Here is a 25144-nt window from a genome sequence, read left to right as displayed (position 1 = left end):
ACACACAGGGAGGCGGGAGGTGCGCGCGGCGAAGCCCACCTGCCGCTCCACATGCGGTGTCCCATCGCGATGCATCACGACGAGAACTACCGCAGTATGGGGACTGTGCAACTCCCTTGCAACTAAGTGAATTTGGGGAACACATGGCTCTGACCGCTCTTGTCTTTCTAGCTGTTCCGTGGCTGTTACTTGCCCTGATCCCCATGCGGAACCCGTCCGCGCGACGCCTTTGGCTCGGGATCGTGCTGTGCGTCTCGATCCTGACCGTCGCGTTCGCGGCCTACTACGGAGTACAGCACACGGGAGACTACGCATCGGATGACGAGCGGCCCTCAGGGGTCATGACAAGCGACGCCGCCGAGGCGTACAGGAACAATGATGCGATCTCACCTCGGTGGATGCCCGTCGTCTTTGCGGCTATGGCCGTGGGACCTGGGGCTGTCGCCGCCCTGCTGCGGCTGGCGCTGTCCAGGCCCGATCGAACGCCCCACTATCCGCCACCGCCGAGCTACCCCCCGGCCCCGTGACCGCATGACACAGCAAGCGTTTCCCCGCCCCCATGGCGCGAAAGACACGCAGGGCAGCCTGAAACGCCGCTCCAGTCCGCACCATCGGCACCACGACGTTCTGCGGCCGGAAAAGGCATCCGGCCACCTGGAGCGGGAAGGCGCCGGAATCCACCCTCAAGGGTCCTGCCAAGGGCCGAGCGGCGAGACAAGGCCGCAAAACGACGGAGGAAGTGAATGTTGTTTTCATTAAGCAAGCCGGGCGTGCCGTGGCGAACGGGGCTGCGCTCCGCCGCCGTGGTATCGCTGTTGGCCATGGGTGCCACCGCCTGTGGCGCAGGAGGATCATCGGACAATCCCCAAGCCGGACAGGCGCCGCAGTCCACCCAGGCAACCTCGACGCCGGACGGAAAGAAGACGCTGGACGCGCCAGTCGCCAAGGGCCTCGGCTCACTCACCAGCGGCAACCTCACCCTGCTGGCCTTCTACGATCCGTCGACGGGCAAGGAGACCTTCAGTACGACGCTGCCGCAGTACTCCGAGAAGAACCCGTGGAAGCGCTACAGCTTCTCGCCGGACTGGAAGCGGCACGCCTGGGTCAAGGACGGCGACCTGTTCGTGGGCAGCTTCACCGGCTCTACGATCACCTCTGCGTACGACGAGACCCCAGGCGTGAAGATCGGCGGCAAGCCCACCTTCAACGGCGGTAAGCGCGCCTACCGCCAGCCCCGCTTCAGTGCTGACGGCAAGAGGATCTTCGCCCTGGCCAATGACGAGAAGGTGTACTCGGCCGATCCCTCGTCACCCGACCAGCTCACCGAGGAAGCGACCCTGGACCAGGGAAGTTTCTTCGGCGGCAGAAGCGAACTCCTGTGGGACCTCACAGCCGACGGCAAGGTCGTCAAGCGGCCCGCCCCTGTGCACCCTGAGCGAGGCGGGCAGGCGACCAGCCCAGACGGAACCAAGACGCTGATCTACAACGGCAGCGGCTGGTTCCTCAAGGCGAACGGCGCAACCGGCGAACCGCAGCTCGCTTTCGAAACACTCACCGACGACACAGACAAGCCTGTGGGAAGCGGCCCGAACCCTGGCATGGACGTGGACATCATCGGCTGGTACTGAGCCGGCCACACACTACGGAAAGCCTCGCATCACGGGTCGATGATGCCAGCGCCCCTGCCGGAGCAGACACTGCCGCTCCGGCAGGGACGCGAGGCCAACGAGCGCCCTTCAACTACCAGCAACCGCCGCACTGCCACCGGCAGTGCACCGCACGGTCGGTGCCCAGCGTCCGCAGCAGGGTGCTCTGGGGTCTCAGCATCACGGTGCGCTCAGCGGCCAGCCTCTCGCCCGTGGTGCAGGCGGGGCTGATGGGGTTGATGCGCCCGCTGGTCATCCTCGCGCACCGGGTGCGGTGCGGGGGCTCCTCCTGGTGGGCGTACAGCTGTCTGAGCGCGCGGCCTCGATCGACCATCTCGGTGACGGAGTCCGTGAAGTGCCGCATCTGCTCGGCGGTGCAGCACCGGACCATCACTGTCTCTCCCACCGCGGTTCCGAACCCGAGAGACCGAACTTGGGTCTGGCCGCTGTGCGACAGGCCGTCGCCGCGTGGAGGCCAGCTCGCCGGGCACGGTGCGGCCGTGGCGCTGGTGGCCCGGCGCGAGACCGTCTGGACAGCACCGCCGCCGAGATCGAGAAGGCTGGCGGCACCGCGACGGTGGTGGAAGCCGACATCACCGACCGCATCCAAGCCGAGGCTGCAGTGGAGCAGACTGTCGAGCGCTTCGGCCGGCTGGACACTCCGGTGAACAATCCCGGCCTGATGCTGCTGGGTCCCGTCGTCGGCGCGGACGCCGAGGAGTGGGAGCGCATGATCGCCGTTAATGTCCAGGGCCTGCTCTACACCACCCGCGTCGCCCTCCCGCACCTGCTCAAGGCCGCGGAGGACGGGCCGCGCCGGGTCGCCGACATCAGCTGTGTCACTGGCCGCGTCGCGATGAACGGCCTCGGCGTCTAAAACCTCACCAAGTTCGGGGTGAACGGCTTCGCCGAGTCCCTGAGCCAGGAAGTCACCCAGCGGCACGTCCGCGTCGGTGTCCTGGAGCCCGGTGGTGTGCACACCGAACTGGCCCTGCACAACAGGCCCGTGATCCAGGACGAGATGATTACTCCTCTCCTCGGGGTGGTCGAGTTCCTCGCCCCCGAGGACATCGCCAACGGCGTCGCGTACAGGGTCACGCGGCCCCGCCACGCCTCCATCGGCGAGCTGTGGATCAGGCCCACCGAACAAGCCTGGTGGCCTCCGGCCCGCCCGATCCTCCCCGGTCGACCGCTCGGCCGGCCGCCGGAACGGGCACGACGCATCATCACCGCACACACCGAATGGACCACGGCACCTGAAAGGCACCCGCCCCGGCCCGACGTCCGCTCGCCCCGGCGGCCTCACCTTCTCAGACCCGGACCGCCATATCTGAGCGCTACCACCACGGGTTGCGCCACGTCCAGGACCAGCTCACCACCTAGCCCCACCGCCCGGTGTGCCAGCCCCTCCACCTGGACAGTGGTCGTAGCCGGCCCGACTCCCGCCTCGGATACCGTGTTCCACTACGGGGTGCCATAACGGATGTGACGCCCCCCACCGGAGGTAGTTACCGTATGAGTTCAAAGCGCAGCAAGAATCCAGCCCTGCCCGTACTTGACGACGCATTCCGACTCGCGTCGGTCAAGGACGCCGAAGAGTCCACCCGGGACTTGGCCGCGCGGCTGGCCACCACCGAGCTGCGCCGCGTTTCCCACCCGGGCCGGGTCACCTGGGAGCCCACCGATCAGGCCGAGCCCGTACCGGTCCCGCCGACTGTGGTCGACGGTGAAGGGGACCTGTGGCTGCGGGACCGGGGCACTGGCACCTGGACCATGCCCGAGTTCAACCCGAAGGAGTTCCCGGCCCGCTGTGGCGAGGTTCTGACGTGGAACCAGCTTGCCCGCGAGTTCGGCCCGCTGACCGCACTCGCCGACGACCGCCGCATCGGCGGCAGGCGGCGCTGACCGCGCAGCCTTCTGGGGTGACCGCGCCCCTGAAGCGCCCGTTATCAGGTAGCTGAGAGCTCCAGCCACCCGCCAAGCTCGACGATCGCGGCGAGCAGGTGAGCGTGAGCCGATGACTCTGCGGGGGGTTGCCGGCAATGGCCGCACGGAGTCCTCCGTGCGGCCATTGCCGTATCCGGGGTCAGGCGGGGGTGATGTTCTCCGCCTGGGGGCCCTTCTGGCCCTGGGTGACGTCGAACGTCACGGCCTGGCCCTCCTGCAGCTCGCGGAAGCCCGAGGAGTTGATCGCGGAATAGTGGGCGAAGACGTCGGGGCCGCCGCCGTCCTGGGCGATGAAGCCAAAGCCCTTCTCCGCGTTGAACCACTTCACAGTTCCCGTAGCCATGTCTCATGCCTTCCAGTCGATGAACGCCTTCCACGACATGCGGAAAGCGGAGGTGATCGCCCTGGTTCCTGCGGCACAGCACAGCAAAACGCCCACGCCGAGGCGTGGGCAAAGGGAACTTCCGAACCACGACAGCTGACGCAGACGGTACACGTCCGCACATGCTGTCACCACAGCAAAGCTGTACACGTCGCGGCTTGGCCAGTTGCGCGCATATCCGCTGAAGGCCGGAAGGCGCTCAGGCTGCGGCCGTCGGATTCGCTGATTCGGCGGCGCGGCGGTATCCGACGTTGAGGTGCTGGGCTTCTTCGAGCTGGTCTTCGAGGATGACGATGCGGCAGGCGGCCTCGACGGGGGTGCCCTGGTCGACGAGTTCCCGGGCGCGGGCGGCGATGCGCAGCTGGTAGCGGGAGTAGCGGCGGTGTCCGCCGGCGGATCGGAGCGGGGTGATGAGGCAGGCCTCTCCGATGGCGCGGAGGAAGCCTTGGGTGGTGCCGAGCATTTCTGCGGCCCGGCCCATGGTGTAGGCGGGGTAGTCGTCGTCATCGAGACGGCCGTACGTGTCGCTGCTGTCATTGCAGCTCTCTGTGGAACGCGTGGAGGGGCCCGGGTGCCGTACTGGCACCCGGGCCCCGAAGGAACTGCTACACCATCTGCCGGCCCTGATGCTGCGCCGGCCTTCTGTTTCCGCCTACCCGACCTGGATGCTGTCGGGGGTGCGGGGATCGCGGATGCGTGACCGGAGACCACCTCACTATCGATGTCCTGCGGTACCCGGGCTCCGTACTGCTCGCCCGGGCGATCCTGATGGCGCTCGGCTCCTCCGTTCTTCCCTCTGGATCAATCACTTACCAAACGGGAACTGCGTACTGCTGATACTGCGAACTGCTGGTACTGCCTCTACTGCGAACCGCTTTGTACTGCTGGTGGCCTCTCACAGCGCCACTTCGGCAGCCAGCCCCGTCGCCCATCCTGCATCTGCTCTGGCTTAGAACCCCACCGCCGAACCTCCCGGTGCGCGCGCCCGCAGCCGACGCCTTCACCGAGGTACCACTCACTGATCTCACTGCTGGGTACTGCCAACTGCACCTACTACGGGTACTGCAACTGCGGTACTGCTCACGGCGGCCCCTGATCACTGCGGGCCACCCGGTCCGGTCACCAGTCCCGTCGCCGTCCTGCAACAACCCTGGCTTCGAAACTCCGTCACCGCACCGTCCTGCGAACTGCAACTGCGTGTACTGCTGCCCGGCAGTTCGTCTCTGCCAGGCCCTGCGGTCCTTCTTGGCTACGGGAGAAACCATAACCACACCACCACCCAATGTCTACTCCGGCCGACACAGATTTCCATGCGCTCGCCGATCAGGTAATCGGCCTCGAACAACGACCCGGACAGGCGCCGTGGGGCCGTCACTGGATTACCCGCCACAGCCCAAGGCGCAAGCACCACGCGGGCTCCAGCGGGCATTGCCGATCCAGAGACCAGGGTGAACCTCATGGACACCACGAGCGTCAACCTCGCAACCGCTCGCTCCGCTGCCTCCGTCGCCGGCGCCCGCGGGGGCACCCGGGACTTCCTCGACCGTCTCGTACGCCCGCCCGCAGCTGAGACCGCCGACACGGTGGTCCTGGTCGTCTCGGAACTCGTCACCAACGCCCTGCGCCATGCAGGCGGCACCTTCGCCCTGGCTCTGACCGCGCACCCGGACAGCATCGAGGTGGCCGTCCACGACACCAGCCCGCAGACGCCGCGGATGCGCACCCCCGATCTGAACGGCGGCACCGGGGGTCTCGGCCGGCCCATGGTCAACCGCCTCGCCCGCGCCACGACGGTCACCCGCTGGCCGTCCGGCGGCAAGACCATACGCGCCGTCCTGCCCCGGTAAGACCCGCCCAGCTTTCCCCCGCATGGCGGCATTGCCGCACTGAGCCGGCGTCGTTGAAACGGGCGCATCCCTCGCGAGGCCGTTCCCGAGCCGGCCCCACACCGGTCCTGGTTTCCCCGGAAGCCAGGACCAGCTGCCCTCACACACCACCCGCGCAAGCCACCGATCGAACTAGGGTCCGTCTTCAAATTGATCTTGCCCAGAGCAGAAGTGATGCGAGTGTGACCGCTGCTTCGTAGGAGGTGGCGGTTTTCTCGTAGCGGGTGGCGATGCCGCGGAAGCCTTTGAGTTGGCTGAAGCAGCGTTCGACGGTGTTGCGGCGGCGGTAGATCCTGCTGTCGAATGCTGTCGGTCGGCCACCTCGGCGGCCTCGGTTGCGGCGGTGCATCTTCTGGTCGTTCTTCTCCGGGATGGTGTGTCCGATGCCGCGTCGTCGCAGGTAGGCGCGGAAGCCGCGTGAGCTGTAGGCCTTGTCGGCGATGACGTGGTCCGGTCGGCAGCGGGGCCGGCCGGTGCGGGGTACTCGGATGCGTCCGGGCAGAGGCCTCACGCAGACGCCGTCATGCCGTTGCCCCGGGGTCAGCAGGACGGCCAGGGGCCGACCGCGGCCGTCGCAGGCGAGAGGGATTTCGGCAGTCAGGCCTCCTCGGGATCGGCCGAGGGCGTGATCGTCCGGTTCGTCCGTCCGGTGCTTCCCCCTTTTTCGGCCGGTGGCGGCGGCGTGCTGGTGGGCGCGGACAATGGTGGAGTCGATCTGGACCAGCCAATCGATGTCACCGGCTGCGTCGGCCTGGGCCTGGATCTGCTGCAGTGCCCGGGTGAACACACCGTCGATGGCATAGCGGCGGAAGCGCGTGTAGACCGACTTCCACGGGCCGTAACGTTCCGGCAGGTCACGCCAGGAAACCCCGGTCCGGATCTTGTAGACCATCCCGTTGATCACCCGACGGTCCTCCGCCCGAGGCCGGCCCCTGCCCGCACTCGGTATCAGCGGAGCCAGCAACTCCCACTCGACATCAGTCAGTTCATGGCGACGAATCACGAAAACATGATCCACCATCGAACGATCTTTTGAAGACGGACCCTAGTCATGGAACCTGATTCTCCCGGCGATCACGTCGAAAGCCGCCTCGGTCACGGATTGTCCGTTCGTGAAGGCGTGGGCCCTCAGGCGGGCCAGCGCATGCTGGGGATCGACCCCGAGATGCACCATGATCATTCCAGTGGCCTGGTGAACTGCCTCATGATCCGATTCCGCCCGCTCCAGCCACGCCCCCTACCGTGCTCGGCAGCAACATCACCAGCGGCGCCGGTACCGTTCCCGCTGTCGCGGCCGAGGTCCTGGGCATCGATGGCCAGGAGAGCGGTGGTGATGGCACCGGCTGCGGAGAACGCGAAGGACCGATCGCGGTCCGACAGCGGGCCGGGGATGTCGCGGTAGAGGTCGAGGGTGCCGATCGCGAACGCGCTGTCCCGCAGGGGGAGAGAGAACACCGCCCGCACCCCCAGTTCGAGGGCCTGCTCGGCGAACACCGGCCAGCGCGCCGCGTCCGAACCGTTTGCGAGGTCCTCGGCGAATGCCGGTGCCGCATCGGTGAGGACGGTACGACACGGGCCGTCACCGAGGGTGTACTGGGCTTCGGCGAGACGAGCGGCCACGGGGCCGCTCGACCACCACAGCATCCGCACGTCCGGATCCTCCCTTCCGAGCGACACCGAGGCACCGGTGATATCCATGAGGTCCACACACGCCCGGCACAACGCCGCGGGAGCATCCACGGACGTCGTCTCCCTGGCGGCACCGGAAAACAGGTCCCGCACTCCCGCCCCCTCACGCGGGGCCCCGCAGCCGGCACCCTCGCCCGCAGCAGGCCAGAACTCGGGATCATCGGGAGTAAGAGGGTCCACGGACATCACCTCCGCACAGACCCGTACCCTCATCCTCTCTCGCCGGGCCAGTCGGCGGCAGCAGGCACCGGCGGCAACTCACCGACTGGAACAGGGATGGGCCTGCTTCCGGCCCAGGCGCATCCCCACGGCCCGCTGCAGCAGCACACGCGCGTCGAGCAACAGCCAAGGCCCCGCAGGCAGGGGTGCAAGGAGCCGGGGCGGTTCGGCCAGTGTCGACAGTCACGTAACTCCCCACGATCTGCATGATCAGCGTCACGCAATTCCCCATCCTCGTCGTCACGGTTCCCCATGGGGACGGCGGTCCTCGGCGGAGGCGGTGACGCGGCGAGCTAGGACAACTGGCAAGCGGCGAGCAGGTCAGCCAGAATGCCTTCCGGGTCGTGCAGCACACGAGCGCCGTCGGTCACCACCCGGCGCGTCCCTGGATCGATGGGATCAGTCGTCGCCCAGGCCGAGGAGCCGATGCCAACCTCGACCTCCAAGCCAGAGGCCGTGGAGCACCGTCGCTCGCTGATCGGTCCCCACGCCTGGGCGCGAATCAGTCCACCCAAGCCGAGTTCCCCTGCCCAGGTGGCATCGTCAAGGTACCGGGCCTCCTCCGCGGTGAGCAGGACGACGTCGATGTCGGAGTCGGGTCGCGCGGCGTTCCGGGCACATGATCCGACCAGGAGCAGACCGACGATGTCGTCGCGGTCCCTCGCCCAGTGTGTGAAGCGACCGATGACCTCCTCGATCTCAGCGGTCCGCGCCGGCGACACGCCCGGCGAACTGCTTACCGACTCCCCTGGCGAGCTGGCTGGCGTGAGACAGCTTCTCAGGCCGGCGCCGGCCACACACCACAGCCCGATGAGGACCGCGACGACTGCCTGGAAGCGCGGAACCGGCGTCCAGCACCTGGGGAATTACGTGACGTTTGCCCTGGGGAATTACGTGACCGTCGACAGCGCACCATGAGGGTGTCCGACGCACGGCGGGTGCCGTGGAAGGTGCCCGGCGTTCAAAGCCGCGACGGCACAAGCGCTCTACCGAGGCCCACCACCGAAAGAAGGAGGGGCGGCGGGAGGAAGGAGCCTCAAACGACGGAACCAGGCTGGTCCATCACCACCATCCCACGGCAGGAGCCCCCCGGACCGGCACGGACAGCAATGAAGAGGGCTCGGATCCCGCACGGCGCAGCGTATCCGTGGCACGCCAGCATGGCCGAGTGCGGCGCAGCAGGCGTTTCAGCGGGACCTGAGGCCCTCGCGCGTCCTACGCCTGGGGCTGCGGGCCTTCTAGGCGCGGTGCGCCCTTCGCGTCAGGGGTGGAAAAACCTTGAGCATGTTGTCGCGCTTTTTGTTGAAGTCCGCGTAACGCTCGCGGGGCCTCGTCCAGCGGTAGACCTTGCTTGCACATGAAGCAGGTGCCGTACGAGATCGCCGATGCGTTCTCCGGGCCTCAGGTCTCGGACCTCGGAGCCCACTTCGGCGACGACGAACCGGTGCCGCAATCGGCTCACTTCGAGTCGGCGCTGGGGACGGCTAGGGGATCGCGCGGGGCCTGCTTCTTCCCGGCCTCCAGCTCACTGCCCAGTTCGGTGAGCCGGTTGCGGCCCATCGCCTTGCGGACCTCGGGGAACCAGTCTTGTTCCTCTTCCTCAACGTGGTGGCGGACCTGCTCCATCAGCACGCTCATCTTCGCCTTGAACCGCTCGTCACCCGGATCCATGTCCTTGATCTCCGACAGCATCCACACCACCGCGTGATGCTCTTCGATGCTCTCCAGGACGTGGTCCGTCGTGTCCGGTGCGGCCTCGCGGGCGGCCGGGTAGAAGAACTTCTCCTCGATCCAGGCGTGGACGGTCAGCTCCTCGATCACCTCGTCGGCGATCCGGCGGCGCTCGGCCGTCTCGGCGTCGGAGGTCTTCTCGAACCGCTTGAACAGCTTCTCGACCGTCTTGTGGTCCTCGCGCAGCAGCACAATCGCATCCACGCCCGTGTCCTCTCGTCAGGTGGTGAGACGGCTGTTCGTGCCGTCGTGACCGTCGGCCTGGTCGTCGTCGAACCAGTAGTCCCCGGCCGCCAGATAGCGGAAGGAGTGAGCGCCGCCCGCGGGCAGGACGACCGTGGCCGCGCGCCTCCCGTCGCCACGAGTCTTCAGCGGGTGCGCGGCAGGGTCCCACTCGTTGAAGTCCCCCACGACGCTGACCGGCCCGTCGGGGCTGTCGGCAGGAAGAACGAAGGTGACCTGCATACGATCCTTGAGCTGCTTGCGTTCGAGCACCGGAGCCTCCTGACGTGTGGGGTAGGGCTCAAGTACCCTGGCACGGGGCTGTGCGCCGCGGCTCAGCACACGCCGCAGCGCGAGGAGGGGGTCACTCTCCCGGAGGCCCGGGCGCAGTGGTTCTGAGGCGTCTTCCGGGGCCGGAGTCAGTGGCCCAGGGCGTTCTTCAGCTGCTGCTTGGTCATAGTGGAGCGGCCTTCGATGCCGCGCTTCTTCGCCTCCTGGTAGAGGTCGTCCTTGGTCCGCTCGGACGAACCACCGGCGCCGGACTTCTCACCGCCCCGCTGCGAGGCGGACTTGCCCTGGGTCGAGCTACGGCTCGCGGTCTTGCTTTCGCCGGCCCGCGCGCGTTCCTTGTTCACGGTGCGGGAGGCCATTTCCTTCGCACGGGACTCCGACATCCCGCGCTTCTCACCAGATTCCTTGATGTGCTCGTACTGGCGCTCGCGCTTGGCGCTGGATCCCCTGGGCATGACGGTTCCCTTCATCGACAGTCGTACGAAGTCATCGTGTGCGTCTCGCGACGCACCCGCATCTCGCACTCACCCTCACGGATGTAGGCGACCTCACCCCCTGCGGACGTAGGCGGCTGTGCCGACGTCAGGTCCCCTCGACCGGCTGCCGCGCCGGCCTGTGCAAGGGGCCGTGAGCCCACAGGCGTGGGTGAACGCGTCACCGCTGGGCCGGGCTGCCCGGCGAGGTTGTGAGCGGTGTCCGGGCCGGAATCTGGATCCTCACGCCGCTGCGAGGCCGGGTCGGCACCCGGCTGACAGGGATACGCAGGTCCTGCTCCGGCATGTCGAAGTCGAGGTCGGCCAGGGTCGTGGACAAGGTAGCCACGAGGTGGACGGTGATGTCCTCACCGGTGCAGCGGTGCCCCGTGTGCGCGTCCCCGCCGCCCTGGGGAATCAGCTCGCCAGGACGGGGGTCCCTGCCGAGGAAGCGGCGCGGGTCGAAGCGTTCCGGGTCGGGCCACAAGGCCGGGTCGCGATGGTGGCCGTGCACGTCGAGGAGGACCAGCGTGCCTCCAGGCACCTCTTGGGCACCGAGTGCAGGTCGCGGGCGGCGAGGCCGCCGACGAACGGAACGAACGGGTAGCAGCGGCGTACCTCGTGGGCGAAGGCCCGCGCATAGGCGCCGCCGTCCGCACGGAGTTGTTCGCGGACGGCGGGGAAGCGGTGCAGGGCGTGGGCGGCGAAGGTGGTGAACCAGGTGATGGCCACGGTAGGGCGCAGGACGTTGAGCAGCTCGACCGCGCCCGTGTGGAGGTCGAGCAGGCTGCCGTCGGCATCCCTGTGCGTGGCCACAGCGTCCAGCACGCTATGTTGCTTGTCTCCGCAGGTGGGGGCCGTATGGCCTCGTGTGTCGTTGATGGTCCGGGCGAGGTCGTGTTCCTGGCGCGTGCGGGCCCGGCGGGCTTTCCAGTGGCGGGGGCCGGGGGTGGCGAACCCGTCGACCATGGTCACGCAGTCCTCCGCCGGCCGACGCACTGCGGCCCCCGGAGCGCAGGGGACGCCGCTCCACTCGCAGACCGCCCCTGCGAGAGCGACGGCCATCTCGTCGAACAGCACGGCGCTGCGTCCACGCAGTCCGTCGGCGGTGCGCAGCCAGTGCTCTCGTGCCACTCGGCCGAGGGCCTGCACACCGTCGGGTGTCATGAGGTGGGAGGTGAAGAGTTCCTTGCGGATCCGGTGTGCCTGGCCGTCCAGGGTGTGGACGGCGCCCCGGCCGAAAAGGGTGTCCAGGACCGGGCCGGGCAGGGCGCTGTGCCGCAGGACGTGGCGTTCGTCGTAGAAGAAGTCCACCCGGCCGCTGGTCCGCGAGGGCGGACGCCTCGTGGAGAGCGACTGGCCGACGGCGATGGGCCGCATCGTCGCCAGGTCACGGGAGCTCATCGGTTCCCGTGGGCCGGAGTCGATCGCGTTCTACACGTCCGGGCAGCTCTTCCTGGAGGAGTACTACACCCTCGCGGTCCTGGCCCGTGCCGGGATCGGCGCCCCTCACCTGGACGGCAATACCCGCCTGTGCACGGCGACGGCGGCCGAGGCGCTGAAGGAGTCCTTCGGCAGCGACGGCCAGCCCGGCTCGTACGAGGACATTGACCTGGCCGATGCGATCGCCCTGTTCGGGCACAACATCGCCGAGACCCAGGCCGTGCAGTGGATGAGGATCCTGGACAGGCTGGACGGCCCCGAACAACCGCGACTGCTGTGTGTGGACCCGCGGCTGACTCCGGTGGCGCGCCGGGCGACCGTGCACCTGGCTCCCCGGCTCGGCACGAACGTGGCGCTGCTCAACGCGCTCCTGCACGAGGTCATCCGGCGCGGCTGGACCGACCCCGGTTTCATCGCCAGGCACACGGTCGGGTTCGAGGCTCTGCGCCGGCAGGTCGCACCGTGCACGGCGCGGTGGGCCGCCGGGATCTGCGACCTGCCGGCAGCCGCGATCGAGGAGGCCACCGAGCTGATCGGCAGCGCCGACCGCCTGCTGTCGACCGTGCTGCAGGGCTTCTACCAGGCCAACCAGGCGACCGCCGCCGCCGTCCAGGTCAACAACCTCCACCTGATCCGCGGCATGCTCGGCCGTCCCGGGGCGGGGGTGCTCCAGATGAACGGCCAGCCCACCGCCGAGAACAGCCGCGAGTGCGGAGCCGACGGCGACCTGCCGGGCTTCCGGAACTGGCAGAACGAGGAACATGTGGCCGACCTCGCGCGCGTGTGGAATGTGGAGCCGTCGGCCATCACGCACGACGGGCCGCCCACCCACGCGATGGAGATCTTCCGGCTGGCGGAGGAGGGCACGGTGCGGATGCTGTGGATCAGCGCCACCAACCCGGCCGTGTCCCTGCCCGAACTGTCACGGATCCGCTCCGTTCTCACCCAGGAAGCCCTGTTCACGATCGTCCAGGACCTCTTCCTGACCGAGACCGCGCAGTTCGCCGACGTGGTGCTGCCCACTGCGACCTGGGGTGAGAAGACCGGCACGTTCACCAACGCCGACCGCACCGTCCACCTGTCCGAGAGGGCCGTGGACCCGCCCGGCGAGGCCCGCCCGGACCTGGACATCTTCCTCGGCTACGCGGCCCGCATGGGTTTCGAGGACAAGGACGGCGGACCCCTGGTCCACTGGAACGGCCCGGAAGAGGCCTTCGAGGCGTGGAAGCGGTGCAGTGCCGGACGGCCCTGCGACTACACCGGCCTGAGCTACGAGAAGCTCCGCGGGCCCAGCGGCCTCCAGTGGCCGTGTACCGAGCGTGCCCCCGACCGCACGGACCGCCTCTACGTCGACGGCGTGGACTGGGCGCACCCGGACCTGTGCGAGACGTACGGGAAGGATTTGGTGACCGGTGAGCCGCTGGGCGAGGAGTGGTACCGGGCGGTGAACCCGGACGGGAAGGCGCTCATCAGGGCCGCCCCGTACGTCCCGCCGAAGGAGCGGCCGGACGAGGAGCGCCTGACCACCGGGCGCACCCTCTACCACTTCCACACCCGCACCAAGACGGGCCGGGCCCCCGAGCTCGTGGAGGCGGCCCCAGAGGTGTGGGTGGAGATCGCGGCCGCCGACGCCGCCCGCCTGGGCCTTGCCGAGGGCGACCTCGTCGAGGTCACGACGCGTTGTGGCTCCTTGCAGGGCCGGCTGCGTACCGGAACGGTCCGCCCGGGCGTCCTGTTCGTGCCCTTCCACTACGGCTACTGGGACACCCCGGGCGGTAACGCCCCCACCTCAGGGACGCCGGGACGTGCGGCCAACGAGCTGATCGCCACCCTTTGGGACCCTGTCTCCAAGCAGCCCCAGCTCAAGACCGCGGCGGCCGCCCTCACTCTCGTCGAGCGAGTCGGCGGCCCGGACACAGGCCCGCGCCCGAACGTGCGTGGCGCCGTCAGTCCGAGCAAACGTTCTGGAAGGTAATCTCGCCGCTGTGGCAGAGCTCGGCCGCCATGTTGCGCTCCATCATCCGCAGCGCCGCATCCGCGAGATCGGCGTCGATGTGGGCGATCGCGTCCAGAGCCACGACGACGTCGAGGTGGCGGATGTGGGCGTCCAGGGCCGAGTACAGCACGCACTGCTCGGTTACCTGCCCGCACAGCACCACCCGCCCGGCTCCGAGCTGGCCCAGCAGATAGGCCAGCGGGGTCTCGTAGAAGACCGAGTGCCGCGCCTTGACGACGAACAGGGATTCCTCGTCCGGTGCGACCGGCTCCACCAGGTCGGCGCGGGGGCCAGCCAGGGCCGCTTCGAGGATCTCACCGTGGTGGGAGCGCCAACGGCCGAAGTTGTCGTTCACATAAACCACCGGCGCATCCGCGGCCCGGGCCCGCTGCAGAAGCACCCTCACCCCCGGCAGGGCCTTGCGGACGGAGTGCACCAGCACCTCGGCATCCTCGTGTTCGTAGGTGTTGAGCATGTCGATCACGATGAGCGCCGTCCGAACCATGGCTCCGCCTCCCATCACCCCAGGCCCCTGCCCGCAGCACTGCAGGCCAACCCAGCGACCGCGGACCGGCCCACGCCTGTCAGGGCGGGTGATCGCGCGTTGGGCCCTCGCCACCCAGGTGCACGCAAATCATCGGAAAAGCTTCCATCGGGCGTATTCGCTCGTCCGCGGCGAGGACCAGCGCGCAGCTGCAGCACGATCCTCCAGTGCCCACGGGAGGGGGTCCGCGGCCGAACCTCGACCGGGGCCGCTGTCTGGGTATGGCGTGATCTGCCGGGTAGGCGCCCTATATGAGCCAAAACCGAGAGGCGTCGGCGAAGGAGGTGCGTTACTCGACACCGACCTGGAGGACGAGTTCGGGACCGTCGACCTGAACGTGCGCTGGCCAAGCAGCTGCTGCGATCCATGGACGCGGCCGGAGCGGGCCGAATGCTGATCACTTCATCCATCGCCTCCCCCATTGCCGGGCTCGTTCCAGGCCGTGTACAACGCCTGGAAGTCGTTCCTGCAGTCGTTCTCCCAGGCGCTGCAGAACGAGCTCAAGGACAGCCCCTGACCGCGACCGCCCTGATGCCCGGCCCCACCGACACCGACTTCTTCCACCGCGCCGACATGGGGGACACCAACGTCGGTCAGGGCGAGAAGGACGATCCGGTTCAGGTGGCCGAGCAGGGGCTCGATGCGCTCTTCGCCAGCAAGGACAAGGTCGTCGCCGGGTCCTGGAAAACCAGAGCGAAGGGCCTGGCGAACAAAGTTCTCCCCGACAGCCTGAAGGCGAAGGGCACCGCCGGATGGCGGAACCGGGCTGCGCCGACCGGTAGACGTTGCCCTACGCAGCCCCACCCCGATAGACGGGTATCCGTACGAGGGCGGGATACGGCCTGATCATCGGGGTAGCCGGATCACATGGACACCACTACCGAAACCACGCCGCTGCGCGCCGTCGCTCTGGTCTGCACGCTCTCGCCCTCGCCCAAGCCGTCCAGCTCCCAGTTGCTGGCCGAACAGACGATGGCTGCCCTGGCCGATCACGGGGTCACCGGCAAGGTGATCCGTATCGCCGATCACGACGTCAAGCCGGGCGTCGAGGTCGACATGGGGGACGGTGACGCCTGGCCGGGCATTCGGGACACGATCCTGGGCTGCGACATCCTGGTCCTGTCGACGCCGATCTGGCTCGGCCACCCCGCCAGCATCGCGCAGCGCGTTCTGGAACGGCTCGACGCCGAACTCGGCCAAAGCGACGACGAGGGCCGCATGCTCACCTACGGCAAGGCCGCCGCGGTGTGTGTGGTCGGCAACGAGGACGGCGCCCACCACGTCAGTGCCGAACTCTTCCAGGGCCTGAACGATGTCGGCTTCTCCCTGGCCCCGAACGCCGTCACTTACTGGGTCGGCGAAGCCATGCAGGGCACCGACTACCAAGACCTCGACAAGACGCCCGAGAAGACCGCCGCCACCACCAAAACCCTGGCCGCGAACACCGCGCACCTCGCACGCCGCCTCAAGGCCGCCTCCTACCCGCCCTCTGCCTGACACCCGCATTGACCATGCCGGAAGGAGACCGTGATGCCCTCCCACGACCAGCCCCGCCTCACCGACCCGGTGAACCTGTACGCCCGGCCCCCGTTCCCGGAGCAGGACCAGGACCACCCCGGGTCGACCGACACCATGGATCCCCGCCCCGACCACGGCGAGGACACATACGAGGGACACGATCAGCTGCTGGGCCGCAAGGCGCTGGTCACCGGAGGCGACTCCGGTATCGGCCGGGCCGTCTGCCTGGCTTTCGCGCGCGAGGGAGCGGACGTCGTCTTCACTCACCTGCCTGAAGAAGCGGACGAAGCCAAGGAGACCGCCCGGCTGATCCGAGAGGCCGGTCGCACCGCCGTGGCCGTCGCCTGCGACATCCGCCACGAAGGCGAATGCAACACCCTCGTCGACAGGACCGTGAACGAGCTGGGCGGCATCGACCTGCTCGTCAACAACGCCGCCTACCAGATGGCCCAGCCGGACGGGATCGAGGCGATCACCACCGAGCAGTTCGACCGGGTGATGAAGACCAACCTGTACGGCATGTTCTGGATCACCAAAGCCGCACTCGCCCACATGCCACGCGGCGCCTCAGTCATCAACACCGCCTCCGTGCAGGGCTACCAGCCCAGCCCGCACCTCCTCGACTACGCCATGACCAAGTCCGCGATCATCTCCTTCACCCACAACCTCGCCCAGATGCTCGCCGAACGCGGCATCCGCGCCAACGCCGTGGCACCGGGGCCTGTCTGGACCCCGCTGATCCCCGCCACGATGCCCGACCCGACGACGTTCGGGAAACAGTCCCCCCTGGGCCGGCCCGCGCAACCAGCCGAGATGGCACCCGCCTATGTCTTCCTCGCCTCCGACCGGTCCACCTACATCACCGGCGAGATCGTCAATGCCACCGGCGGAAACCCCTTGCCGTAATACCAGACGAGGTCCTACGGAAAGATCGCCAGCATCGACGGACCGCTGATGAGGGGCTTGAGCACCAGCTCAACCCGAGCCGGAGGAGCTCTCCGTAACGTGGATGTGGCAGCTCGGTGCCGAGGCAAAAGCCGGACGAAAGCGTGATGGAGGGCCTGCACGTGATCGACACCGGCGGCATCGACGTCTTCCTCGGCCTGAACGTCGGCAAGGGCGAACACCACGCCACCGCCGTATCCCCGGCTGGCCAGAAGACCTTCGACAAGCGGTTACCCAACACCGAAACCAAGCTCCGCGAACTGTGCGCCAACCCGAAGGCCAAGCACAGGACCGTGCTGGTCGTCGCCGACCAGCCGGCCTCGATCGGCGCCCTACCGCTGGCGGTCGCGAGGGACATGGGCTGCCCGGTGGCCTACCTTCCGGGGCTGACGATGCGGCGGGACCGTCCTTGGGCGGCCTGCGCGGCAGTATGAAGGGCTCCATCCGACGAAGGACCCAACGCGAGCCCCCTTAATCAGCCGCCGGTATGCCAGCAGCGCCTTGGTGGAGCCGAAGGCGTGAGCGTGTCACCCACCCGGCATACCCCTAACCCTGCCCGGCGCGCAGCGCAGGTCCCGGCATGTCAGGGTGGCAGGGCGACGAGAGGTCCACACGCGCGGGGCCCGGCCGGTCGAAGCCACCCCGGCCGGGTCCCGCCACGGACCCGGTTACCGCCACGGACACCACAGCGCTCTGCACTGGCCTCTACAGTGCGGCCTGTGGACGATAACGAATCTGACCTCCTGGACGCGGTGCGCGCCGCGCTTCGCGAAGCGGGGTTCGATCCGGGCATTGGGGGCGGGGAGGGCATGTATCTGGTCCGCCACGCCCGGGGTGTGATGGTGGGCTGGATGCCTGTGGAGATCGACGAGCTGCACACCCGGCTACCTCGCGGCCCGAACCCGCCGGACGCGGGCGGCACGGAGCTGGCCGGACTGCATCACGCCACCGGACTCGCCCTGACCGCCGCGCTCCGTGCGGCGGGGTTCACCACCGAAATCCAGGACGACCACATCCTTGTACTACCCCCACCGCCGTAAGCGCCGCCGCACGGTCAATGCGCCCTTTGCCCCTGCCGCCACAGCCCTTCGAGCCAGTCCACCGCACCGCTCAGGCCGGCGACCGTGCGGCTCCCGGCGAGCACCGCCAGCTGGGAGCCGCGCACCAGGCATAGGGCACCCGAGAACGCCGAATCGGGGCAGTGCCCGCGCCGAAGGCGGGCGCCGCGTCCGCTGCGACAGCGAAATCCTCGGCCGCTCCCTCGGCCCCGGCGATCTTCTGGAGTTCCTGCGCCGGGCCGGCCTGGACCCCGCCCGCATGCTTCTACAGCCGGGCTCGGCGCAGAGCACCGTGCCGGCCGGCCAGATGTCCGTGCCGTCACCGAACTCCGCCGGTCCTCGCCGAACTGCGCACCTGGCGCGAACTCCAGCAGTGTGATCACGCTGGGGTCGTTCGACGTGCCCTCCTTCAGACGACGCGCGGTGATGTGCTCGTTGACCTGGATGTCCGATACCGGGGCCTGGTCCAGACGGATCCCCACGAAGCCAGTAAGCATAGGTGTCCCCACTTCAACTACTTTGCGGTGGCGACCTGTTGCCGTCCACCGGATGTCAATCAGCGTAGGAACCTTCGGTGGCTCTTACTACGCCACACATGCACCGCTTGCCTCAGGATGCACAGCGCATGTGCCCCTGCTTCGGCGTTTCGCGGCCGCCTCGCCGATCGTCCTGGCTCGCTCCGGTACGCATGGCAGCCTGGGATCGGGGCAGGAACATTATGATGAGAATTCCGTTACCCACCTACTTGGTATGTATGTACCAAACATGACGAGGGAACGGGGATATGTCATGAACTTCTCGGTTCGACGGGGTTCCGGTGACACCATGTGGCGCCGCCCCAGCCCGGGCTGGTTGGATCCCCGACATCCTTTCGGGTCCATGCGACACCAGGTGGGGCACTACCTGGAGCAGGCCGCCCTCACACAGGCCGGCCAAGGGTGGAGGCCCTTGAGCGAAGAGGAGGAGACCGAGGACGCTTACGTGATCAAGGCTGAAATGCCCGGCATACCCCGCGAGAACATCATCGTGGAGATGCACGGCAACGATTTGTGGATCACGGGCGAGCTCGACAAGAGGTCCGACAAGGTGCTCGCCCAGCGCAAGGGAAGGTTCTGCTACCACGCCAGGCTGTCCGGGGTTATCGACGGCGACAAGACCGAGGCCACTCTCGACAGGGGCGTCCTGACGGTCCACATTTCCAAGTCGGGCGAATCCAAGCCGCGCAGGATCCCCATTACCGGCGGCTATGACCAGTTCGTTTGAGACAAGCGCAGCTGGGAGGCACGAGGGGGGACGGCCGGCGTCCTGGGCACTCCGCGCCGGCTGATATTTCGGTCAGGTCGAGTCCTTTCACATACCGAAAGGCGTCCCGAAGGCCTGTCTTGAGTGGACAGGCTCCTTGTCACTCCATGATCGTGACCGAAGTCGTGAAGCTGTCCTCGGTAAGCGGGTCCAAGTCGCATACCCCGCCAATGGCGGCCTGCTGCCAGACACGTACGTATTTGGTTTTCGCCGCCCAAGCGCCGAGGTCGGCGGTATCAGCGCTGTACTGCTGCCAGGTCGTTCCGTGCTCGTCCAGGCGATCGGGCCAGGTCCCGGGCCGGTACGCCCATACGGTGACGTGGGTGACGCGGCCGATGACCTGGTGGAACGGGTTGTCGGAGGCAGAAGCCTCGACGGGGGCTTGCAAGGAGCCGAGGCGCCGCAACCCGAGGTAGGCGAGGGAGTACACGACGGCGCCCTCGCCGCTGTCCCACCCATCGGGGCGGACTGTGATGGCGTTCCCCTGGTAGTAGGCCGCGTCGTACAGCCTCGCTCCGATCTTCAGGCCGGGGTCGTTCGGCATGTCGTACTCCCGCGCCTCCGGATTTGCGGTTCCGTGTTCTCTGCAGCCGCCGACCCCTGGGGGCTAATCGTTGAAATGCCTGGGTTCGGCCGCGTGCATGGTGGCCGCTCCTCTCGCAGGCGTGCACGGGGATCGACCAAACCAGCTTCCCATGTTTTGGGCAAACTGCTGTTATCCGTGGGGTTTCGGCTCTCGTATGTCGTATTCCAGGGCAGTCGCCAGCGAAACCTGCACGACGCATTTGGGGGCCGCTTCCGCTGGGGCAAGCGGGCAGAAGCCCCTTGGAAGCGCAGTTCAGCGGACAAGCAATGGGGCGAAGATGGGTGCGAAAGAGAAGATGAAGGCAGCAACAAGGCAGGTCGTCGGCCGGGCGGTGACACGGCCGCCAAGGGCACAGCCTTGGGAGCGCGGGGCAAGGCCCGCCATCTGAAGGAAGAGACAAAGGACAGGTTCAAGCGTTGAATCCCGTATGGAGCAAGCCGGCGCGTACAGCTTGTGCGCGCGCTCGGACCGGTGATGTCCGACGGGACAAGAGCCCAACCCCCGGAGGCGGGGCTGTTTCCTTGCCGGACATGGCGGCCGGTAGGCACCGCAATCCCTCGCGAGCGATAGGGTGTAACTCGCGAGGAGGAGGCTGTCATGGGTGAAGCAGCTTCGACGACTACCCCCCGTGAGCGGTACCGGCAGCAGGTTCGGTCAGAGATCAAACAACGGGCCTGGGAGCAGATCACCGCTGCCGGAACGTCCGCGCTCTCCCTCAACGGGATCGCCAGACTTATGGGCCTCAGCGGCACCGGGCTCTACCGATATTTCACGAGCCGCGACGAGTTGCTCACAGAATTGGTTCATGACGCCTACCAGAGCTTGGTGGGGACACTCAGGACTGCGGCTGCTCAGGGAAAAGGGGACCTTGCAGGCCTCGGGCAGGCCCTGCGCATGTGGGCGCTCGATGACCCGCAGCGGTACTTCCTCGTCTACGGACCTCCGGTGCCGGGCTACCGCAGCCCAGCTGACGTCGCCGCGTTGGCGGGGGAGATCATGGACATATTCACCGATGCATGCGCCGACGTACCGGACGCGCGCGCGAGTACGCCCGAGACCCCACTGGAGGACGGCCCTGGGCAGTCGGTAGGGCGGGCCGAGACGGCGTCGGCGCAGCGACTGGCCATTTCCTTGCGGACCCGGCTGCACGGGGTGCTCTCCCTGGAACTCAGCGGTCACTTTGCCGGAATGGAATGCGACCCCGCCCTGCTTTACCAGGCCGAGATCGACCTGCTCGCCTCCCACTGAGCGCGCGGCCGCACGAAAACTGCCAGGTGTCGAGGAAGTGGCCCTGCGGGGCCGCCGCGCCTGCTGTGGTTGGGGGGTATCAGGGCATCAGCCGCGGGGCGGAAGGAGGGAGCCGAGGGGGCCGAGGTCGATGTTGAGGTCCTCCAGGGCGTAGCCATGTTCCTCGCAAAGGTCGGCCAGGCTGTCATGGAGGGCGAGGAGGGTGGCACCGAGTTCTTCCTCCTGTTCATCGGTGAGATCGCCGGTATCGACGCGGCGCAGGGCTTGGCGTTCGATGAGCTGGCGCAGGAGCTCGATGATGGTGAGGACGAGCTTCAGAAGGTCTTCCCCCACGGCGTCCGGGTCAGTTGTCAGGCGGTGGGCAGGGCGGGCGGGTTTGTCGTGAGGGGCGGGGGGCGCCTGGATGAGCCGGAAGGCCTGGGAGAGGCTGTCGCCCAGGTCTTGGACTCGGCCGGGCCGGGAGTGTGGAGGCGGGAGGTGTTCACGGCTCATCGCGTCCGCCCTCCTGCTCACCGGCGGGGGCGATCTCGGAGCTGACGGAGACGATGAGGGCACGCAGGGAGATACGTACGAGGTCGATGTCGGCGATGGACAGGACGATGTCGCCGGTGAGGACGACTCCGCCGCTCAGGAGCCGGTCGAGGAGGTCGACGAGGGCGACCTGGCGGCCGGGCAGGGGCTCGCCGTGTTCGCTGACGGTCATGGTGGAGGCTCGGGGGCGTCGGTCGGGCCGACCGTCGTCATGGCGAAGGAGTAGGGAGCCCAGGGGCCGGTGACCTCGATGCGCAGGTCGGGGAAGCGCTCGGCGGCGTCGGCGATGGCAGCCTTGAACTGCCCCGCCCGCTCGTCGGGGATGAGGTAGGCGTCGTTGAGGACGTTCTCCTGGGGACCGGTGAGTTCGCCGCGCTGGGGTGCGTGGCGCACACGCTGGGTGGCATGGCGCGAGGCGATGGTCTCGATGGTCTCGGCAGCCTGTTCTGCCTGCTGGTAGACGGCGTCGCGGGAGCGGCGCTGGGCCCTGCGTGCCTGCAGATAGGCCTTGCCCGGGCTGGCAGCCGGGGCGGGGGCAGCTGCAGGGGGCTGCGTGGCCTCGGGCGTGAGGTAAATCTTCACCCCGTACTCGGTCTGGGCGCGCAGCTGGTCGAGTCGCTGGCTGAATACGTCCTGTTGGGCGGCGAGCGCTTGCCGAGCCCGGTGGTCGTCCTGGTACACGGTGGCCATGCGCAGGGGCAGGACGGGGGCCCGGGCGGCGACGGCCTGGACGACATCGTGATGGGTGCGCGCGACGTACTCAAGCCAGCCCAGGTCCTCGAAGTGGTTCTTAAGGGCGGTCTCGTTGAAGTCCTGTTCGGGCACGTCGCTGGCCACGAAGGCGAGCGACGTACTGGGGGCGGGCTCGGTGTCGCTGGTGAGAGGAAGGAGCCTGAGCGGGGCCTGGCCGATGCCGTGCAGGCCGGCGAGGGCTTCGCCCAGCGGGCCGGTCCGGTGGGTGACTGCGTAGACGTAGGTAAGGCTGCCGGAGGTGTTCACGGAGGGCTCTTCCGTCGTCGGCCGGCCGGTCGGGCGCCCGGTTCCTCACCCGGGACCTCTTCGTCGCCGTACGCGCCGGGTTCGAGTCGGCCGCGCAGGGCGTCGAGTTCGGCACGCAGTCTGCGGTTCTCCTGTTCCAGCGGGCTGCCCGTGTGCCGGGACGACAGGGAGGGGTCGTGCTCCCACCAGTCAATGCCCATCTCCTTGGCCTTGTCCACGGAGGCGATCAAGATGCGGAGCTTGATGGTCAACAGCTCGATGTCGAGGAGGTTGATGCGGATGTCGCCGGCGATGACGATCCCTTTGTCCAGGACACGCTCAAGGATGTCGGCGAGGCTGGAGGTGGAGGACTGCCCGTATGGCATCGGCGCGCGGGAGGCAAAGCTTCCGGGTCGGCCGGGCAGAGGTTCGGTCACGGTGGCCCCTCGTTCTTCGACTCAGGGAAGCTGCTGCCGGAACGCTGCGATCTCTTCCAGCCGGTTGAGCAGCTCGTCCTCGTGGCGGTCGAAGGTCTCCTGATCGATCTCTCCGCGCAGCAGCTGCTGCTCCAGCTCCGCCAGTCCCCGCCAGATCGGAGCGGGGTCGTAGTACTCCGCTTCCGCCTGGTCGACCACGCGCTGGGCAACCCATGTGACAGCGCGTACCGGTGCTACGGGGAGCGTCAGCAGGTAGGTCAGGATTCCCATAGCGTTCCCCTTCCGTGTGTGGGGTGGTTACTGGACGAAGCTGTAGGGGGGCAGCGGTCCGGAAAAGCGCAGGTCGATGTCGCTGCCGATCTCCCGTGCCAGGTTTGCTTCCGCGGTACGCAGGGCCTGCTTGTGCTCGTCGTGCACGAGGAGGGAGAGGTTGAGGAAGTCGCTCCCCGAGGGTGGGTGGGCCAGGTATTCGCGGGAGAAGGGGACGAGCGCCTCGGTCAGGCCGGCCGCCAGGGCCTCCTGCCGTACCTGCACCTCGCGGGCGACTATTTCGCCCAGGGCGAGGGGCAGGCTGGGGTCCCGGTCTCCGCTGCGGATCCGGTCGTTGAGGTCGCGCGCCTCGGGCACATCCTGAAGGATCTGCTGCAGCAGTGGTGCCTCATCGGCCTGCGAGGCCCTGACGTGGTACTCGGCGCACCCCTCCAGGCGCCCCAGCGCACCGAGGTAGCTCTCCTCGTTGGACTCGAGAGCCTGGCGGACGGCGAGATCGTCGGTCGCGATGTACCCGAATTGCAGCGGCAGGATCACCCCGTCGGCCATCAGCAGCTCCTGGACCTGTTGGTGGGCGTTCAGGTCTCGGCGTTTGGGCCGGATCTCCTCTGCGATGTCGCTGACCACCGCGCACAGCGTGCCTGCAGTGACCGTGCGCAGCGGGGAGGGCTCGGGGCCGACGCCGCTGACGCCGTCCAGCCGGAGGGGGTGGTCCTTCGCGGCGATCGAGTACACGTAGAGCGGCATCGGTTACTCCTTCTCCCGCCGTACTGGGCGCCGGGCGGCAGGGCGGCGTCTCCTGGGTACCTCTTCCTCCGCCTCTTCCTCCTCTTCGGGCTCCCTGGACTGGGAGGACTTACCGGTCAGGGAATCGGTGACGGCCTCGACGGCTCCGCTGATAGCTCCCTTGGACTTCCCGCGGGCCCCTCCTTCCATCATGTTCCCCATGACGTCGGGAAGCTGGGCTGGGGCCTTGCGGCCTGCTTCGAGGTCGAGGCGGTTGCAGGCCTCGGCAAAGCGGAGGTAGGTGTCGACGCTGGCCACGACGATCCGCGCGTCAATCTTGATGAGTTCGATGCCCACCAGGGAGACGCGGACGAAGACGTCGATGACCAGCCCACGGTCGAGGATGAGTTCCAGGACGTCGTAGAGGCTGCTCGTGCCGCCTCCTTGCCCCCGGGCGACGGGGCCACCGCCCTGCGGCACCATGGTCATGGCGCCTCCTTCCGCCGGTCATCCTGTGCTCAGGTCGGCCGGTCGATCATGCCGCGGGTGTAGCGGCGGGTGCGTTCGTAGGAGATCAACTCGCCGTCCTCGTCCAGCGCAACCCGATAGCTCGCCATCACGCTGGTGGTGTCCGGGATGCGTTCCAGCTCCACCACTTCCACCTGCGCCTCCCAGCCGTCCTCGGTCGGCTTGAGCGAGGAGATGGAATCCGGAAGCCGGCCCAGCAGTTCGGCGAGCTGCTGCGCCGCGGCACGCATAGCCGCCGCCGCGCGCGTTTTTCCGGAACGGCGCAGGGGCGCTGTGCGCCTGGGCCTTTCCCTGTCCTGCCCTTCGCCGGCGCCGGCGGAGTGCGAAGAGGCCCGCCGGGGGCGTGCAGGTTCCGCTGCGGCCATATGGCCCTCCCTTGGGGAGACGGCCTCATAGAAACTAGAATGTCACCAAATCCAGGCATAAGCCCCACATCGGGGCGGAAGCCCTTTCGGAGACGGCCTCCGGCCGGACCTCCTTCTCGTCGCCGGGCAGCGCGTACGTGGAGATCCACTGCCCCCGGGCGACACGATCAAGACCGAAAAGCG

General features: G+C 67.9%; 32 protein-coding genes and 2 pseudogenes. 12 read left to right on the top strand and 22 right to left on the bottom strand.

Going from position 1 to position 25144, the window contains the following annotated elements:
* Window positions 1–743 precede the first annotated feature (743 nt).
* A complete protein-coding gene (locus tag SLAV_RS38350; protein ID WP_158741069.1) occupies window positions 744–1628 on the top strand; it encodes a PQQ-like beta-propeller repeat protein in 885 nt (294 codons plus the stop codon).
* A gap of 112 nt (window positions 1629–1740) precedes the next feature.
* On the opposite strand, the gene SLAV_RS38345 is transcribed toward SLAV_RS38350, so the two are convergent.
* Complete coding sequence (locus SLAV_RS38345; protein WP_158741071.1) at window positions 1741–2052, bottom strand: hypothetical protein; 312 nt, start codon at window positions 2050–2052, stop codon at window positions 1741–1743.
* Here SLAV_RS38345 and SLAV_RS41915 point away from each other — a divergent pair.
* Together SLAV_RS41915 and SLAV_RS38335 are read left to right on the top strand one after the other, a co-directional pair.
* On the top strand, window positions 1939–2523 hold the full coding sequence (locus SLAV_RS41915; protein WP_341869036.1) for an SDR family NAD(P)-dependent oxidoreductase: 585 nt from the start codon (window positions 1939–1941) through the stop codon (window positions 2521–2523). The two genes, SLAV_RS38345 and SLAV_RS41915, sit on opposite strands and share 114 nt — an antisense overlap.
* A 638-nt stretch (window positions 2524–3161) precedes the next feature.
* On the top strand, window positions 3162–3551 hold the full coding sequence (locus tag SLAV_RS38335; protein ID WP_030242126.1) for a hypothetical protein: 390 nt from the start codon (window positions 3162–3164) through the stop codon (window positions 3549–3551).
* Between the two features lie 181 nt (window positions 3552–3732).
* Here the strand turns inward: SLAV_RS38335 and SLAV_RS38330 are convergent, their stop codons facing one another.
* A complete protein-coding gene (locus SLAV_RS38330) occupies window positions 3733–3936 on the bottom strand; it encodes a cold-shock protein (protein WP_030242128.1) in 204 nt (67 codons plus the stop codon).
* A 238-nt stretch (window positions 3937–4174) separates the two neighbouring features.
* Window positions 4175–4456 carry a MerR family transcriptional regulator gene (locus SLAV_RS38325; protein ID WP_100660743.1) on the bottom strand — a complete coding sequence of 94 codons (282 nt, stop codon included), beginning with the start codon at window positions 4454–4456 and terminating at the stop codon, window positions 4175–4177.
* Between the two features lie 976 nt (window positions 4457–5432).
* Between SLAV_RS38325 and SLAV_RS38320 the strand changes: the two genes are divergently transcribed.
* Entirely contained in the window at window positions 5433–5822 is a 390-nt protein-coding gene (locus SLAV_RS38320; RefSeq protein ID WP_030242579.1) for an ATP-binding protein, read from the top strand.
* Between the two features lie 184 nt (window positions 5823–6006).
* Here the strand turns inward: SLAV_RS38320 and SLAV_RS38315 are convergent, their stop codons facing one another.
* From SLAV_RS38315 to SLAV_RS41670, 9 genes are all read right to left on the bottom strand, one after another.
* On the bottom strand, window positions 6007–6882 hold the full coding sequence (locus SLAV_RS38315; protein ID WP_100661214.1) for an IS5 family transposase: 876 nt from the start codon (window positions 6880–6882) through the stop codon (window positions 6007–6009).
* A gap of 24 nt (window positions 6883–6906) precedes the next feature.
* Window positions 6907–7035 carry a hypothetical protein gene (locus SLAV_RS38310; RefSeq protein ID WP_234333885.1) on the bottom strand — a complete coding sequence of 43 codons (129 nt, stop codon included), beginning with the start codon at window positions 7033–7035 and terminating at the stop codon, window positions 6907–6909.
* 2 nt (window positions 7036–7037) lie between these two features.
* Window positions 7038–7601, bottom strand: coding sequence for a GAF domain-containing protein (locus SLAV_RS38305; protein WP_158740913.1), 564 nt, complete (start codon window positions 7599–7601; stop codon window positions 7038–7040).
* Between the two features lie 461 nt (window positions 7602–8062).
* Window positions 8063–8491 carry a nucleotidyltransferase domain-containing protein gene (locus SLAV_RS38300; protein ID WP_030239764.1) on the bottom strand — a complete coding sequence of 143 codons (429 nt, stop codon included), beginning with the start codon at window positions 8489–8491 and terminating at the stop codon, window positions 8063–8065.
* A 736-nt stretch (window positions 8492–9227) separates the two neighbouring features.
* The gene (locus SLAV_RS38295) at window positions 9228–9704 is read right to left on the bottom strand and encodes a hemerythrin domain-containing protein (RefSeq protein ID WP_030239762.1); all 477 of its coding nucleotides are present in this window, start codon (window positions 9702–9704) and stop codon (window positions 9228–9230) included.
* A gap of 15 nt (window positions 9705–9719) precedes the next feature.
* On the bottom strand, window positions 9720–9995 hold the full coding sequence (locus tag SLAV_RS38290) for an isoamylase early set domain-containing protein (protein WP_030239760.1): 276 nt from the start codon (window positions 9993–9995) through the stop codon (window positions 9720–9722).
* 146 nt (window positions 9996–10141) lie between these two features.
* Entirely contained in the window at window positions 10142–10468 is a 327-nt protein-coding gene (locus tag SLAV_RS38285; protein ID WP_030239757.1) for a plasmid stabilization protein, read from the bottom strand.
* Between the two features lie 199 nt (window positions 10469–10667).
* Complete coding sequence (locus SLAV_RS41365; RefSeq protein WP_158740911.1) at window positions 10668–11000, bottom strand: cytochrome P450; 333 nt, start codon at window positions 10998–11000, stop codon at window positions 10668–10670.
* On the bottom strand, window positions 10904–11890 hold the full coding sequence (locus SLAV_RS41670) for a cytochrome P450 family protein (RefSeq protein WP_167456778.1): 987 nt from the start codon (window positions 11888–11890) through the stop codon (window positions 10904–10906). The genes SLAV_RS41365 and SLAV_RS41670 overlap by 97 nt, the downstream gene beginning before the upstream one ends.
* On the opposite strand from SLAV_RS41670, the pseudogene SLAV_RS38275 reads away from it, so the two are divergent.
* Window positions 11799–13904: pseudogene (locus SLAV_RS38275) on the top strand (molybdopterin oxidoreductase family protein); the annotation flags it as partial. The gene SLAV_RS41670 and the pseudogene SLAV_RS38275 sit on opposite strands and share 92 nt — an antisense overlap.
* On the opposite strand, the gene SLAV_RS38270 reads toward SLAV_RS38275, so the two are convergent.
* Window positions 13876–14430, bottom strand: coding sequence for a cysteine hydrolase family protein (locus tag SLAV_RS38270; protein ID WP_030239751.1), 555 nt, complete (start codon window positions 14428–14430; stop codon window positions 13876–13878). The pseudogene SLAV_RS38275 and the gene SLAV_RS38270 sit on opposite strands and share 29 nt — an antisense overlap.
* Window positions 14431–15000: 570 nt before the next feature.
* Between SLAV_RS38270 and SLAV_RS43465 the strand changes: the two genes are divergently transcribed.
* The 6 genes and pseudogenes from SLAV_RS43465 (at window position 15001) to SLAV_RS41360 (ending at window position 19253) form a co-directional block, all read left to right on the top strand.
* Window positions 15001–15315 (top strand): SDR family oxidoreductase, encoded by a 315-nt coding sequence (locus tag SLAV_RS43465; RefSeq protein ID WP_051841414.1) that lies wholly within the window; start codon window positions 15001–15003, stop codon window positions 15313–15315.
* A 21-nt stretch (window positions 15316–15336) separates the two neighbouring features.
* Window positions 15337–15966 carry a flavodoxin family protein gene (locus tag SLAV_RS38260; RefSeq protein WP_030239749.1) on the top strand — a complete coding sequence of 210 codons (630 nt, stop codon included), beginning with the start codon at window positions 15337–15339 and terminating at the stop codon, window positions 15964–15966.
* A gap of 33 nt (window positions 15967–15999) precedes the next feature.
* On the top strand, window positions 16000–16893 hold the full coding sequence (locus SLAV_RS38255; protein WP_030239747.1) for an SDR family oxidoreductase: 894 nt from the start codon (window positions 16000–16002) through the stop codon (window positions 16891–16893).
* A gap of 161 nt (window positions 16894–17054) precedes the next feature.
* Window positions 17055–17333: pseudogene (locus SLAV_RS38250) on the top strand (IS110 family transposase); the annotation flags it as partial.
* Between the two features lie 318 nt (window positions 17334–17651).
* Window positions 17652–17972 (top strand): hypothetical protein, encoded by a 321-nt coding sequence (locus tag SLAV_RS38245; protein WP_158740909.1) that lies wholly within the window; start codon window positions 17652–17654, stop codon window positions 17970–17972.
* Between the two features lie 966 nt (window positions 17973–18938).
* Window positions 18939–19253 carry an Hsp20/alpha crystallin family protein gene (locus SLAV_RS41360; RefSeq protein WP_158740906.1) on the top strand — a complete coding sequence of 105 codons (315 nt, stop codon included), beginning with the start codon at window positions 18939–18941 and terminating at the stop codon, window positions 19251–19253.
* Window positions 19254–19392: 139 nt separating this feature from the next.
* Here the strand turns inward: SLAV_RS41360 and SLAV_RS38230 are convergent, their stop codons facing one another.
* Window positions 19393–19836 (bottom strand): hypothetical protein, encoded by a 444-nt coding sequence (locus SLAV_RS38230; protein WP_051841413.1) that lies wholly within the window; start codon window positions 19834–19836, stop codon window positions 19393–19395.
* 639 nt (window positions 19837–20475) lie between these two features.
* On the opposite strand from SLAV_RS38230, the gene SLAV_RS38225 reads away from it, so the two are divergent.
* A complete protein-coding gene (locus SLAV_RS38225) occupies window positions 20476–21126 on the top strand; it encodes a TetR/AcrR family transcriptional regulator (protein WP_030239737.1) in 651 nt (216 codons plus the stop codon).
* Between the two features lie 87 nt (window positions 21127–21213).
* On the opposite strand, the gene SLAV_RS38220 is transcribed toward SLAV_RS38225, so the two are convergent.
* From SLAV_RS38220 to SLAV_RS38185, 8 genes are all read right to left on the bottom strand, one after another.
* Window positions 21214–21618, bottom strand: coding sequence for a gas vesicle protein K (locus SLAV_RS38220; protein WP_030239727.1), 405 nt, complete (start codon window positions 21616–21618; stop codon window positions 21214–21216).
* A complete protein-coding gene (locus tag SLAV_RS38215) occupies window positions 21608–21829 on the bottom strand; it encodes a gas vesicle protein (RefSeq protein ID WP_030239725.1) in 222 nt (73 codons plus the stop codon). Before SLAV_RS38215 ends, SLAV_RS38220 begins: the two co-directional genes overlap by 11 nt.
* The gene (locus SLAV_RS38210) at window positions 21826–22656 is read right to left on the bottom strand and encodes a GvpL/GvpF family gas vesicle protein (protein ID WP_051841412.1); all 831 of its coding nucleotides are present in this window, start codon (window positions 22654–22656) and stop codon (window positions 21826–21828) included. Before SLAV_RS38210 ends, SLAV_RS38215 begins: the two co-directional genes overlap by 4 nt.
* On the bottom strand, window positions 22653–23021 hold the full coding sequence (locus SLAV_RS38205) for a gas vesicle protein (RefSeq protein WP_051841411.1): 369 nt from the start codon (window positions 23019–23021) through the stop codon (window positions 22653–22655). The genes SLAV_RS38210 and SLAV_RS38205 overlap by 4 nt, the downstream gene beginning before the upstream one ends.
* Window positions 23022–23093: 72 nt before the next feature.
* Window positions 23094–23342, bottom strand: coding sequence for a gas vesicle protein GvpG (locus SLAV_RS38200; RefSeq protein ID WP_030239717.1), 249 nt, complete (start codon window positions 23340–23342; stop codon window positions 23094–23096).
* A 27-nt stretch (window positions 23343–23369) separates the two neighbouring features.
* Entirely contained in the window at window positions 23370–24089 is a 720-nt protein-coding gene (locus tag SLAV_RS38195) for a GvpL/GvpF family gas vesicle protein (RefSeq protein ID WP_030239714.1), read from the bottom strand.
* A gap of 3 nt (window positions 24090–24092) precedes the next feature.
* The gene (locus SLAV_RS38190; RefSeq protein ID WP_030239711.1) at window positions 24093–24557 is read right to left on the bottom strand and encodes a gas vesicle structural protein GvpA; all 465 of its coding nucleotides are present in this window, start codon (window positions 24555–24557) and stop codon (window positions 24093–24095) included.
* A gap of 29 nt (window positions 24558–24586) precedes the next feature.
* Window positions 24587–24961 carry a gas vesicle protein GvpO gene (locus tag SLAV_RS38185; RefSeq protein WP_030239709.1) on the bottom strand — a complete coding sequence of 125 codons (375 nt, stop codon included), beginning with the start codon at window positions 24959–24961 and terminating at the stop codon, window positions 24587–24589.
* Window positions 24962–25144: the final 183 nt, after the last annotated feature.

It is taken from the genome of Streptomyces lavendulae subsp. lavendulae, from assembly GCF_002803845.1.
GTDB classification, from domain to species: Bacteria; Actinomycetota; Actinomycetes; order Streptomycetales; family Streptomycetaceae; genus Streptomyces; species Streptomyces lavendulae.
Note: the sequence above shows the minus strand (reverse complement) of the source record. Positions and strands in the feature narration are given on the sequence as shown.